This is a genomic window from Dokdonella sp., assembly GCF_051958935.1.
GTDB lineage: Bacteria > Pseudomonadota > Gammaproteobacteria > Xanthomonadales > Rhodanobacteraceae > Dokdonella_A.
Map to the genome: position 1 here is coordinate 17,841 of NZ_JBQCFP010000125.1, position 11,690 is coordinate 29,530.

The 11,690-nt window shown below is 69.7% G+C and carries 10 protein-coding genes and 1 pseudogene; 4 read left to right on the forward strand and 7 right to left on the reverse strand.

Going from position 1 to position 11,690, the window contains the following annotated elements; genetic code table 11:
* Nucleotides 1–57: 57 nt before the first annotated feature.
* Nucleotides 58–1,485 carry an aldehyde dehydrogenase family protein gene (locus ACTHK2_RS11930; RefSeq protein ID WP_440245936.1) on the forward strand — a complete coding sequence of 476 codons (1,428 nt, stop codon included), beginning with the start codon at nucleotides 58–60 and terminating at the stop codon, nucleotides 1,483–1,485.
* A 66-nt stretch (nucleotides 1,486–1,551) separates the two neighbouring features.
* Here ACTHK2_RS11930 and ACTHK2_RS11935 read toward each other — a convergent pair whose 3' ends face one another.
* The 4 genes from ACTHK2_RS11935 to ACTHK2_RS11950 all read right to left on the reverse strand — a co-directional run bounded on the left by ACTHK2_RS11935 (nucleotide 1,552) and on the right by ACTHK2_RS11950 (nucleotide 3,832).
* Entirely contained in the window at nucleotides 1,552–1,965 is a 414-nt protein-coding gene (locus tag ACTHK2_RS11935) for an SRPBCC family protein (RefSeq protein WP_440245937.1), read from the reverse strand.
* Nucleotides 1,966–1,967: 2 nt separating this feature from the next.
* A complete protein-coding gene (locus tag ACTHK2_RS11940; RefSeq protein ID WP_440245938.1) occupies nucleotides 1,968–2,327 on the reverse strand; it encodes a VOC family protein in 360 nt (119 codons plus the stop codon).
* A gap of 30 nt (nucleotides 2,328–2,357) precedes the next feature.
* Nucleotides 2,358–3,203, reverse strand: a complete 846-nt coding sequence (locus tag ACTHK2_RS11945) for a helix-turn-helix transcriptional regulator (RefSeq protein WP_440245939.1) — start codon at nucleotides 3,201–3,203, stop codon at nucleotides 2,358–2,360.
* A 92-nt stretch (nucleotides 3,204–3,295) separates the two neighbouring features.
* Complete coding sequence (locus ACTHK2_RS11950; RefSeq protein ID WP_440245940.1) at nucleotides 3,296–3,832, reverse strand: hypothetical protein; 537 nt, start codon at nucleotides 3,830–3,832, stop codon at nucleotides 3,296–3,298.
* Nucleotides 3,833–4,110: 278 nt separating this feature from the next.
* On the opposite strand from ACTHK2_RS11950, the gene ACTHK2_RS11955 reads away from it, so the two are divergent.
* A complete protein-coding gene (locus tag ACTHK2_RS11955) occupies nucleotides 4,111–5,826 on the forward strand; it encodes a hypothetical protein (protein ID WP_440245941.1) in 1,716 nt (571 codons plus the stop codon).
* 88 nt (nucleotides 5,827–5,914) lie between these two features.
* Here the strand turns inward: ACTHK2_RS11955 and ACTHK2_RS11960 are convergent, their stop codons facing one another.
* Complete coding sequence (locus ACTHK2_RS11960) at nucleotides 5,915–6,235, reverse strand: hypothetical protein (RefSeq protein ID WP_440245942.1); 321 nt, start codon at nucleotides 6,233–6,235, stop codon at nucleotides 5,915–5,917.
* A 443-nt stretch (nucleotides 6,236–6,678) separates the two neighbouring features.
* The gene (locus ACTHK2_RS11965) at nucleotides 6,679–8,202 is read right to left on the reverse strand and encodes a WS/DGAT/MGAT family O-acyltransferase (protein ID WP_440245943.1); all 1,524 of its coding nucleotides are present in this window, start codon (nucleotides 8,200–8,202) and stop codon (nucleotides 6,679–6,681) included.
* A 119-nt stretch (nucleotides 8,203–8,321) separates the two neighbouring features.
* Between ACTHK2_RS11965 and nhaD the strand changes: the two genes are divergently transcribed.
* Entirely contained in the window at nucleotides 8,322–9,695 is a 1,374-nt protein-coding gene (gene nhaD, locus ACTHK2_RS11970) for a sodium:proton antiporter NhaD (RefSeq protein WP_440245944.1), read from the forward strand.
* Nucleotides 9,696–9,744: 49 nt separating this feature from the next.
* A complete protein-coding gene (locus tag ACTHK2_RS11975) occupies nucleotides 9,745–10,932 on the forward strand; it encodes a cation:proton antiporter (RefSeq protein ID WP_440245945.1) in 1,188 nt (395 codons plus the stop codon).
* 152 nt (nucleotides 10,933–11,084) lie between these two features.
* Here the strand turns inward: ACTHK2_RS11975 and ACTHK2_RS11980 are convergent.
* Nucleotides 11,085–11,690, reverse strand: a pseudogene (locus tag ACTHK2_RS11980) (hypothetical protein); the annotation flags it as partial.

Consider the following 11,690-nt stretch of genomic DNA (forward strand, 5'->3'; position numbering starts at 1 on the left):
GCGTTCAGCGGTTTTGCATACAGTAGGCACGCTGTCCTTCGCGCCGAGGAAGAATCCATGCTGCAGCGACGCTACCCGTGCTACCTCGCGAGCGAGGCCGTGCAGCCGAACGAGGCGCTCGAAGTCCGTGACAAGTATTCGGGCGAGCTCGCCACGCGCGTGGCGCTCGCCGACGCCGGCATGATCGAGCGTGCGATCGCCGCTGCCGCAGCAGCCGAATCCGCGATGCGCGCATTCCCGCCGTACGCGCGCCAGGCCGTGCTCGAGCAATGCGTCGCGCGCTTGCGCGAGCGCCAGGACGAACTCGCACTCGCGCTGTGCATCGAGGCAGGCAAGCCGATCAAGGATGCCGAAGGCGAAGTCACGCGCCTGATCGACACCTTCCGCGTCGCGGCCGAGGAAGCCGTGCGCGTCGACGGCGAGGTGCTGAATCTCGAAATCTCCGAACGCGCGAAAGGCTATCGCGGCTTCGTCCAACGCGTGCCGGTCGGCGCATGCTCGTTCATCACGCCATTCAACTTCCCGCTCAACCTCGTCGCGCACAAGGTCGCGCCGGCGATCGCGGCGGGCTGCCCGTTCGTGCTCAAGCCGTCGGAGAAGACGCCGATCGGCGCGCTCATCATCGGCGAGGTACTCGCCGCGACGGACCTGCCGAAGGGCGCGTTCTCGGTGCTGCCGTGCCGGATCGAGAACGCCGATCCGTTCGTCACCGACGAACGCCTGAAGCTCCTCTCGTTCACCGGTGGCCAGGTCGGCTGGGACCTCAAGGCGAAGGCGGGCCGCAAGAAGGTCGTGCTCGAACTCGGCGGCAACGCCGCGTGCATCGTCGACGCGGACCAGCGCGACCGGCTCGATCACGTCGTCGGGCGGCTCGTGTTCGGCAGCTACTACCAGTCCGGCCAGAGCTGCATCAAGGTGCAGCGCATCTACGTGCATCGATCGATCTACGCCGAACTCCGCACGCGCTTCGTCGCTGCGACCCGGGCGCTCAAGGCCGGCGACCCGCGCGAGCGCGACACCTTCCTCGGTCCGCTCATCGACGACGCCTCGGCCGAGCGGCTCGCGACCTGGATCGCCGAAGCCGAACGCGCGGGCGCGAAGCTTCTCTGCGGCGGCGCGCGCGAGCGCAACCGGCTCGAGGCGACCGTGCTCGAGGACGTCCCCCGCGGCGCGAAGATCAACCGGCTCGAAGCCTTCGGCCCGGTCACGCTGCTCGAGCCCTTCGACGATTTCGACGACGTCCTCGCGCGCGTCAACGACGCCGATTACGGCCTGCAGGCGGGCGTGTTCACCGATTCGCTCGTGCACGCGACGCGCGCCTGGGACCGGCTCGAGGTTGGCGGCGTCGTTGTCAACGACGTGCCGAGCTTCCGCGTCGACAACATGCCCTATGGCGGCGTGAAGCGCTCCGGCCTCGGCCGCGAGGGCATCCGCTACGCGATCGAGGACATGACCGAGCGCCGCCTCATGGTGCTGCGCGGCTGAGCGTCAACCGATTGCGTGCGCGGGTGGCGCGGTGCGAAGCGATGTGCATGCAGTCGGGGGCCGGGACTACCGTCGCTTGTCGCGCGCGGCGGCGGCGAAATGACGTTGCATGGCCGCGGCAGCCTGCCGGACCATCGCCTCGATCGCCGGCGCCGCCGCGTGCGGCAGCACGTCGGCGATCCACACGGCGCGCGTGCCCGCGGCAGCGGCGAACAGCTGCAGCGAGGCGTTGTGATGTTCGAGGCGATCGGCACCGACCACGCTCCAGGCGATCCGCCGGCGCGCATCGTCGATGTCGACGATGCGCTCGCGCGCGACGAGCCCGCTGGCGAACGTGACGCGGCGCGCATCGCCTTCGACCACGGTGTCGATGACGAAATCCGGCACCAGGCGCGTGTGCAGCGCGCCGACGTCGCGCACCGCATCCCACACCTCGTCCGGGGAGGCATCGAGATGGAATTCATGCACGACGGTCGCCATGCTCAGCGCGCTTCCATGCAGACGGCTTCGACGTTGTTGCCGTCCGGATCGAGCAGGAACGCCGCGTAATAGTTCGGCGCGTAGCCGACCCGCGGGCCTGGCGCGCCGTTGTCGCGCCCGCCGTGCGCGAGTCCCTGCGCGTGGAATCGCTGGACGGCTGCGCGATCGACCGCGCGGAACGCGACGTGCGTGCCGCCGCGCGCCTCCTGCGCGTTCTCCAGCAGCCAGAGGCCTGGCGAACCGGGCGGGCCGAAACCGCTGCCGGAGGCATCGCCCTCGTGGCCGAGCGGCTCGAGCACCGCGCGATAGAAGCGCGAGCTCGCGCCGAGATCCTTCACCTTGAGGCGGAGATGGTCGTACATGAGGCGCTCCTGTCGTGGGGAGCGGCCAGCCTAGGCGTCGGCGGATGAATGTTCTTGGAGAATCTTGCGCCCGCCGCGCGCGACGTGGCGGAACGCGCGCGGCGACATGCCGGCGGCACGCCCGAACGTGCGCACGAAGTTGGACACGTCGCCGAAACCGACCTCGTAGGCGACGTCGGTGACCGCGCCATCCGCGTCGGCGAGCAGGCGCGCCGCGCGGCGCAGGCGTGCGCGCACGAGGTACTGGTGCGGCGTCACGCCGAGCACGCGGCCGAACATGCGCTGGAAGTGGAATGCGCTGAGGCCGGCCTGGGCGGCTGCCGTTTCGAGGTCGATCGGCTGCGCGGCGTTCGCGTCGATCCACAGCGCCGCCTCGACGACGCGGCGGCGATCGCACGCGCGCGCCTCGCCGCATGAACGCGTGCGTCCGGCGAGCAGGTCGAGCAGGCGCTGCGAAAGCAGCAGCCCGATCTCGTCCAGGCCGACGTCACTGCTACCCTCGGCGATCGCCTGCGCGAGTTCGCCGAGCACGACGAGCCCGGGCAGCGGTGGCAGCGCACCCGCCCGCCATCGCGCGCCGCGGCCGTCGAGGCGATCGATCAGCGCGGGTGCGAAATGGAACGACAGGCACTCGTCGCCGCCGGCGTGATGGTCATGCGTGCACAGGTACTCGTCGCCGGGATGGCCGATCAGGAACGCGCCGGCGACGAGTTCGTGCCGTTCCCCGCGCGCATGGCAGCCGAAACTGCCGCGTCGCACGTACGAGATGGAGTGCTCGCCGAAACACTCGGCGAACGGCCGATCGGAGGGCCCCGCGTCGCAGCGGTAGTCGCGCACCGAGAGCAGCGGTTGGCGAAGGAGCGTCGAGACCTGCATGCCGCCGAGGCTAGCGACGCCCCGTGACCGGCGCAATCGCCGTGATCGCGCGCATCGGCGGCATGCAGGATGGATCGGGCCATTGCGACCGCTCAGCTGCAACGCGCCAGCGATGCAACATGATCGGTCGCGCCGCGAGGGACGTCCTGCCTGCACGCCTGCGGACGCGGCGGCGGTGACTCGCGCTTGCGGCCGAGTTCGTTGCACAGGGCCGAGTCGTGCTCGGCGAGGTCCGGCGGTGCATGCGACGTCTGCTCATCGAGCACCGAGATGCGGCAGCCCGCTTCCCCGGCTTCCTCCGAAACCCGATAGGTGTGCGATGGTTCGGTGATGAAGCTGACGAGGTATTCGCAGCGGTTGCCGACCAGGTCGACGACGCCCGGCGCGCCCGTGGCGTCACGCGGGGCCCAGCGCTCGGCCGTGCCGAACAGGAACACGCGCTGCGCGCCTTCCACTTCGAGCGATTTGTCTCCGGCGTCTTCCGGGCCGATGGAAAGGCCTCGGGTACGAGCGCCATTGCAGCGGACGTCGCGATACGCGCGCAGATAGTTCACTTGCGCCGCATCGGCGGGCGTTGGCGCCCGGACCAGCACGATCTGCGCGTGCTCGCCCAGCGGCGCCAGGCGCAAGCCCGCGCAGCTCGCGCACGCCAGCACGCACGGGAACAGCAACGTCCGCAACGGCCTGGCCATATGGAAGCTCCGCATGTGCGTTCGCCCGGCTGCGCCCCTCGCCCATGCCGGTGCGCTCCATTAGAGCATGAAGGGAGCGATATACGAAAAGGTTCGCAGGTCGGGTGCAGCGGTCCATTCGTACAGGCCCGAATGGGCGCGAACGGCGGCTTGCTGCACAATGCGTGGCCGTTGCTGCCGCACGCCTGTTTCGCCCACGCCATGCCGGAGGGATCATGAATCGTATCGCCACGACCGCCGTCCTCACGCTGTCCATCGCCGCCTGCACGCGGCCGGATGCGCCCGCACCGCACGCCGCCGGCAACGCGGCGCCGATGGCGTCGCACGCGCAGGCATCGCCGGGGCCGAGCCTCGGGCAATGGGCGCAGGGTGCGCGGCTGTTCGACGACCTCGGCACGCACAACCACCCAATCACGACCCGGGTGCCCGAGGCGCAGGCGTGGTTCGACCAGGGACTGCGCCTCATCTACGCGTTCAACCACGACGAGGCCGCGCGCTCGTTCGCGCGCGCGATCGAACTCGATCCACGCTGCGCGATGTGCTGGTGGGGCGCAGGCGAGGCGCTCGGGCCGAACTACAACATGCCGGCGATGCCGGACCGCTGGAAGGCGCTGTGGCAATCGGTGCAGGCCGCGCAACGCGAATCGGCGAATGCGACGCCGTTGGAACAGGCGCTCGCGGCCGCGCTCGCGACGCGCTACGGCGGACCCGATCCGCTGCCGCCCGAGGCGATGCAGCCGTACAACGTCGCTTACGCGGACGCGATGCGCGGGGTCGCGCAGCGCTTCCCGGACGACGACGACGTGCAGGTGTTCTTCGCCGAAGCGCTGATGACGGCGAACCCATGGAAGCTCTGGAGCCTCGACGGCGTCGCCGCGCCGGGCACGGACGAGATCGTCGCGACGCTCGAACGCGTGCTCGCGCGCAACCCGCGACACCCGGGTGCGAACCATTACTACATCCACGCGGTCGAGGCATCGCCGCACCCGGAGAAGGCCCTCGCCGCCGCCGAGCGCCTGCCCTCGCTGGAACCCGGCGCCGGCCACATCGTGCACATGCCTTCGCACATCTACCAGCGCGTCGGCCGCTATGCCGACTCGGCCGAGGCCAATCGCGCCGGCGTGCGCGTCGACCTCGCCTACATGGAGCGCGCGAAGCCGGCCGAATGGACCTATTACGGCATGTACCTTGCGCACAATTACCAGTTCCTCGGCTACGCTGCGGCGATGCAGGGCCGCTCGGCGGAAGCGCTGCAGGCGACGCGCACGATGCGCGGGCACCTGTCCGACGCGATGTTGCACATGGGCGCGGGCCTGGACTGGTATGCGGCGCAGCCGTGGTTCGCGATGGAACGCTTCGCGCGCTGGGACGAACTGCTCGCCGAGCCCGAACCCGCTGCCGCTTTGCCGGCGATGCGCGCGGCCTGGCACTACGTGCGCGCGAGTGCGTACGCGGCGCGCGGCAAGCCGGACGAGGCCGCACGCGAGAAGGCCGCGCTCGACGCGATCGCGGCCAGCCTGCCCAAGGACGCGCCCGCGGGCCTCAACATGGCGGCCGACCTCGTCGCGGTCGCCTCGCAGGTCGCGGGTGCGCGCATCGCGCTCGCACGCGGCCAGCACGACGAGGCGATCGCGCTGCTGCGCGACGCGGTCGCGAAGGAGGACCGGCTCGCTTACAACGAGCCGGCCGACTGGTTCGTGCCGGTGCGCCACCTGCTCGGCGCGGAACTGCTCGACGCCGGCAAGGCGGCCGAAGCGGAAGCCGTCTACCGCGAGGACCTGCGCCGGCATCCCGACAACGGCTGGGCGTTGCACGGTCTCGCTTCCGCGCAGAAGGCGCAGCACCGCATGCATGAGGCGGCCGCGACGGAGCAGCGGCTGAAGGCCGCATGGAAGGATGCCGACGTCACGCTCGTGGCTTCGGTGCTCTGACAACCGGCCACCAATGCGGATCCGCCAGGTACGCTCGGAGTCGCGCTCGCGGAGCTCCACTCCGATCGGCGAGCGGTGGGGGCGTGCGTTATTGTTCCTCGACCGTATTGGTGGTCTTGTCGACCACGTAGTGGAGCACGTCGCCGTCATAGCTGCAGGTGATCTTCAGGCGCGTATCGGACACCTGTTCGAATTCCTTGACGCGATCGCACGACTTGCCGAGCGCAGCCAGCATCTCGCGCATCGTCTTTTTGAGCTCGGCTTCGTTCTTTTGCAACTGCGCTGCGGCTTCCTTCGCGACCTGGTCGGCGTGATCGAGGTCCTCGGCCGACGCTGCCGTCTTGTCCGCACCCGACGAACAAGCCGCCATGGCGAGCGCCAGCAATGGCACCGCGTATCGTTTCGACATGGAACGTTCCCCCAGGAGAATGAGCGGCAGGCACCTACGCCGTGCGCGCGATTGTGTTCAGCGGCGCGCAGCAGGTCAATCGAGCCCGCGAACGACTCGCAGCCGCATGTCGAAACCGCGGCCTCTGGTTCGACATGGACGGTGGGATCGCCGCCATGCCGGCGGCAACGGAGTCGCGGGATGGAATGGGCCGCAAAGGGCGGGCTCGCACGAGCCGGGCGCAGGTCGGCACAGGCATGGCGGCGTGCAATTCGGCTCGCACCGCTGCTCGGGCTGGCCGGCTTCCTCGCGTACTTCGCGCTCGCGGCATGGCCGCATGCCGACTTCACGGCGCCGCTCGGGACATCTTCGGGTGCCTGCGCGCTGCTGCTCGGCTACATGGCGTGGCCGATCGGTTTCTCGCTGCGCGGGTTGGGTGAGGATGCGGTGCTTCGCCGTCTCGATCAGTCGTCGTGCGGCGAGGGTGACGCGTCGCGCGGCCGCGGATCGGATACATGCCGGGCGAGCGTCGCGGCCGCATCGAGCGCGCCGAAGTCCTCGCTCCAGTCCTCCATCAGCGCGATCAGCATGAGCTTCTCGAATTCATCGTCGAAGCGCCGCACGATCGCGTCGGGATCCCGCACGCGCTTGCCGTCGCCCATCACACCGAAGTGCACGCGGCCGTTGTAGCTGAGGATCGACAGGCCGAGACCGATCGAACCCGTCTGCGGCACCCAGAACATGAGTTCGCGTACTTGGGCCCCGGCCATGAACAGGGGTTGTTGCGGGCCCGGCACGTTCGTCGCGACCGCGGTGGCCTTGCGGCTGAAGAGTTCAAGCGCAGGCCCCTGCAGCGCCGCGGGCGCCATGCCGAGTGCGGCGAGCAGGCCGAACGCGACGACCGCCTGGCGACGGCCCTTGAGGTCGCGCATGCACGCAGCGACGCGTTCGAGCCGGCGCAGCGGATTCGGCTCGCCGATCGGAAGGTCGAGGAACACGAGGCCGAAGTGGTTGCCGAGTTTCTTCGCGTGCTCGAGCGGGCGCAGGTTGACCGGCACGGTCGCGCGGATCGTGAGGCCGTCGACGTCTTCGCCCTGGTCGCGCAGGTAACCGCGCAGCGCGCCCGCGGCGCAGGCGAGCAGCACGTCGTTGACGGTGCAGCCGAGTGCCTTGCCGAGCACCTTCACTTCCTCGAGCGGCAGCGGCTCGGCCCAGGCGACACGCTTGGCAACGCCGAGGCGGCCTTTCAGTGCGGTGATCGGGTCGTCCGGCAAGGTCAGCGCGATCGCGAGTTCGCGCGTGATCTCGCTGCCCTCGTGCGCGAACTCGGCCGCGACTGCGGGGTCGGCCATCATCTGCGCGAGCTTGCCCCAGGTCTTCTCGCCGAGCGCGACCGCCTTGTGCAGGCCGCCCTGCATCGGTTCGAGCAGGCGCTCGAGCACGCTGCCGCGGTCGCGCTTGAGCCAGGTCCTGGCGAGTTCCGCGTGCGCCCGCGCCTGCGGCGCGGTATCGGTGAGCGACAGCAGCACCTGCACCAGCGCGAGGCCGTCGGCGTAGCAGTGGTGGATGCGTGCGATGAGCACGCTGCCACGACCGCCGTCGGGCGCTGCGTAGTCCTCGACCACGTGGAATTGCCAGAGCGGCTTGGACGTGTCGAGCGGCGAGGACGCCAGCTCGCTCACGAATGCTTCGAGCCCCGCCTTGTCCGCCGCGCCCGGCAGCGCCGCGACGCGCACGTGCCAATCGATGTCGAAATCGGCATCGGTTTCCCAGTACGCACCGTTGACGCCGATGACCGCCTTCTGCCGGAAGCGGCGGAACGCGAGGAAACGCTCGACCAGCAATGCCTTGATGCGCGCGGGGTCGAGCGGCCCGGCGAACATGAGCACGCCGGTGATCATCATGCGGTTGGTCGGCCGCTCCATGCGCAGCCAGGCCGTGTCCACCTTCGACATCGGCTCGCGTGGCGTGCTGTCGGTGTCCCGCATCTGTGCCCCTTCGCACGGCATCGGTATTCCTAGCATCGACGGGCCGCGCGCAAAACGCAATGCGCGCGGGCCACAGGCGCTGCTACCCTTGCCGATCACGTGACGCGGAGCCGCCTGCGATGACGAACCACCTCATGCTGCCCCTGCACGCCGCCACGGCCGCGGCCGAAACGCCCGCGACGTTCGCACTGACCGCACATCCGGTCGGCTGGATCGCGCTCGGCCTGTTCGTGCTCGCCTATGCGGCCGTCATCGCCGAGGAGCGCCTGCACATCGCCAAGTCCAAGCCCGTGATGCTCGCGGCCGGCCTCATGTGGGGATTGCTCGCATGGTGGACCAGCGGCGACGGTTCGCGCGCCAGCGATGCGTTCCAGCACATGTTCCTCGAATACGCCGAGGTGTTCTTCTTCCTCGTCGTTGCGATGACCTACGTGACCGCGATGGGCGAACGCGGCGTGTTCGACGCGCTGCGCGACCAGCTCGTGCGGCGGCGCTTCGGTTACCGCTCGCTGTTCTGGATCACCGGCGCGCTCGCCTTCCTGATCTCCCCGGTGCTCGACAACCTCACCACGGCACTGGTCATGTCGGCGGTGATCCTCGCGGTCTGCCCGGACAACCGTCGCTTCGTCACGCTCGCCTTCGTCAACCTCGTCGTCGCCGCCAACGCCGGCGGCGCCTGGAGCGCTTTCGGCGACATCACGACGCTGATGGTGTGGCAGGCGCGCAAGGTAGAGTTCACGGAGTTCTTCGCGATCTTCGTGCCGTCGCTCGTGAACTGGCTCGTGCCGGCCGCGATCATGCACTTCAGCGTGCCGGCGGGCAGGCCCGAGCCGGTCGCGTCGCGCACGCGGGTGAAGGTCGGCGGGTTCGGCATCTGCATCGCGTTCGCGCTCACCATCGCGATCACCGTCGCCGGACGACAGTGGCTCGGCATGCCGGCGGCATACGGCATGCTGACCGGCCTCGCCCTGCTCAACATCATCGCCACGCGGATCGAGCGCAAGGAGCAGGTCTACGCACTCGCGCAGGGACAGACGAACGGGTCGAGGTATTCGATCTTCCGGATCATCGCCAATGCCGAGTGGGACACCCTGCTGTTCTTCTACGGCGTGTTCGCCTGCGTCGGCGCGCTCGCCGCGATCGGCTACCTCGAACTCGCCTCGCAGGCGCTCTACGGCAGCCTCGGCTACACCTGGGCCAACAGCGCGATCGGCGTGCTGTCCGCAGTCGTCGACAACATCCCCATCATGTTCGCCGTGCTCGGCATGGACCCGGCGATGGATCACGGCCAATGGCTGCTCGTCACGCTCACCGCCGGCGTCGGCGGCAGCCTGCTGTCGATCGGCTCGGCCGCGGGCGTCGCGCTCATGGGCGCGTCACGGGGCCTCTATACGTTCGGCGCACACCTGCGCTGGACGGGCGTGATCGCGCTCGGCTATGCGGCAAGCATCGTCGTTCACCTGTGGCTGAATGCTCGTCATTTCACCGGCTGACGATGGTCCTGTCGTGTAGCATCGGTGCGCATTCCCGCGGAGCGCGCCGATGCACCACGCTGCCGACATCCTCTACACGCTGTTCGCGATCTTCGTCGCGGCTCAGGTCGGCGCAGAGATCGCGCAGCGCCTGAAGCTGCCCGGCGTCGTCGGCGAAATCGTCGCCGGCTGCGCGATCGGGCCATCGGCGCTCGGCCTCGTCGCGTCGGAGCAGATCCTCGCCGGCACGCCGCTCGACGTACTCGCCGAGATCGGTGTCGTGCTGCTGCTGTTCGCGGTCGGCCTCGAGACGCGCCTCGACGAACTCAGGAAGGTCGGTCGCAGTGCGCTGCTCGTCGGCGTGCTCGGCGTGATCGTGCCGTTCGCGCTCGGCGCGCTGTGGGCGCACGGCAGCGGCTTCGAATGGACCCGCTCGCTGTTCGTCGCCGCCGCGTTCGTCGCGACTTCTGCCGGCATCACCGCACGCGTGCTGCAGGAGCTCGGCGCGCTCTCGCGCATCGAGGCGCGCGTGATACTCGGCGCCGCGGTCATCGACGATGTCCTCGCTATGCTGCTGCTCGGCGTCGTCACGTCCCTGCAGGGAGGCGAAAGCGTCAACATCGCGGGCCTCGCCTTCGTGCTGGTGCAGGCGATCGGGTTCGTCGTCGTGATCGGCTGGCTCGGCTCGCGCGTGATGCGCGCACGCGGGCATTGGCTCGACCGGCCGATCAATCCGCTCTCGCCGCTGACGATCGTGCTCGCGATTTGCCTCGGCCTTGCCTGGCTGTCGACCGGGTTCGGGCTCGCCGCGATCATCGGCGCGTTCCTCGCCGGCATGATCGCCTCGGAAGTTCCGCAGCGCGAGGAGCTCGAGCACCAGATGCAGCCGCTGCTCGCACTGCTGACGCCGTTCTTCTTCGTCGTCACCGGCGCGAAGATCGACCTGTCGGTGTTCGCGAGCGCGGGGGCGCTGTGGATGCTCGTGGTGGCGACCGCCATCGCGGTCGTGTCCAAGCTCGCCGGCGGCTGGCTCGGCGCGCTCTCGCTCGGCCGCCGCGGCGCGCTCATCGTCGGCGTCGGCATGGTTCCGCGCGGCGAAGTCGGCGTCGTCATCGCGAGCCTCGGCCTCGCAGCGGGCGTGTTCACCGGTGAGCTCTACGCGGTCATCGTCGCGATGTCGCTCCTGACCTCGATCGTGACGCCGCCGGTACTGTCGTTGCTGCTGCGGCGCACGCCCGCCGCGCCGACGCGGGACTAGCAGGCTGTTGAAAACAGCCTGCGGACGCGATCCAGGGATGGATCGCTCGCGAGTCGACGACGCACGTCGTCGAATCGCGGAAGCGAGTCCGGACATGCGCCGGACTCGCTGAGTTGAAAAAAGCGCTGGATAGCGCCTTTTTCAACATCCTGCTAGCGCTGCGCTCCCGCCGCGCGATCGACGGCCTCGCGCACGGCGTCGAAACGCGGATCGCGCGCGAACAGCGACGGCGACATCTCGCGGCCGGCCGGCATGTCGAGCAGTCTGCGCAGCAGCCGTTCCGCGTTGCGCGGGTCGCCGACGCGAATCTCGATCTCCGCGAGCGTGACGAGGTAACACGGCCCGTCGACCGCATCCGTCGCGAGCGGCAACAGCGCGGCCGCGCGATGGCCGGCCGCGAGCGCGGCGTCGGCATGGCCGAGGCCGGCCTCGGCGAGCCCGAGCAGGCTCGTCGATGCGGGGTCGTCGGGTTGCCTGTCGAGCAACGCCGCGAGGGCGTCGCGGGCGCGCTCGTACGCCGCGCGCGCACGGTCGCGCTCGCCCAGGCGCTCGAGCGCCTGCGCCCGCAACAGGTCGGTAGGTATCGAACTCGGCGTCCATGGCGCCTCGATCGTCGGCGGTGCATCGTCGAGTACGGCGAGCGCGGCCGCCGAATCGCGCCGGAGCCAGTCCGCCCCGAATCCCGCCGGCATCTCGAATCCCGAGGGCTTAGCATCGGCGGGAAGCGCAGCGGGCTTCTGCGCGGAGAGACGCGAAAC

Bases quoted from the DNA above. Each gene is read 5' to 3' on its own strand.
- ACTHK2_RS11930 (WP_440245936.1), top strand. From the start codon at position 58: ATGCTGCAGCGACGCTACCCGTGCTACCTCGCGAGCGAGGCCGTGCAG.
- ACTHK2_RS11935 (WP_440245937.1), bottom strand. From the start codon at position 1,965: ATGGCGACCGTCGTGCATGAATTCCATCTCGATGCCTCCCCGGACGAG.
- ACTHK2_RS11940 (WP_440245938.1), bottom strand. From the start codon at position 2,327: ATGTACGACCATCTCCGCCTCAAGGTGAAGGATCTCGGCGCGAGCTCG.
- ACTHK2_RS11945 (WP_440245939.1), bottom strand. From the start codon at position 3,203: ATGCAGGTCTCGACGCTCCTTCGCCAACCGCTGCTCTCGGTGCGCGAC.
- ACTHK2_RS11955 (WP_440245941.1), top strand. From the start codon at position 4,111: ATGAATCGTATCGCCACGACCGCCGTCCTCACGCTGTCCATCGCCGCC.
- ACTHK2_RS11960 (WP_440245942.1), bottom strand. From the start codon at position 6,235: ATGTCGAAACGATACGCGGTGCCATTGCTGGCGCTCGCCATGGCGGCT.
- ACTHK2_RS11965 (WP_440245943.1), bottom strand. From the start codon at position 8,202: ATGCGGGACACCGACAGCACGCCACGCGAGCCGATGTCGAAGGTGGAC.
- nhaD (WP_440245944.1), top strand. From the start codon at position 8,322: ATGACGAACCACCTCATGCTGCCCCTGCACGCCGCCACGGCCGCGGCC.
- ACTHK2_RS11975 (WP_440245945.1), top strand. From the start codon at position 9,745: ATGCACCACGCTGCCGACATCCTCTACACGCTGTTCGCGATCTTCGTC.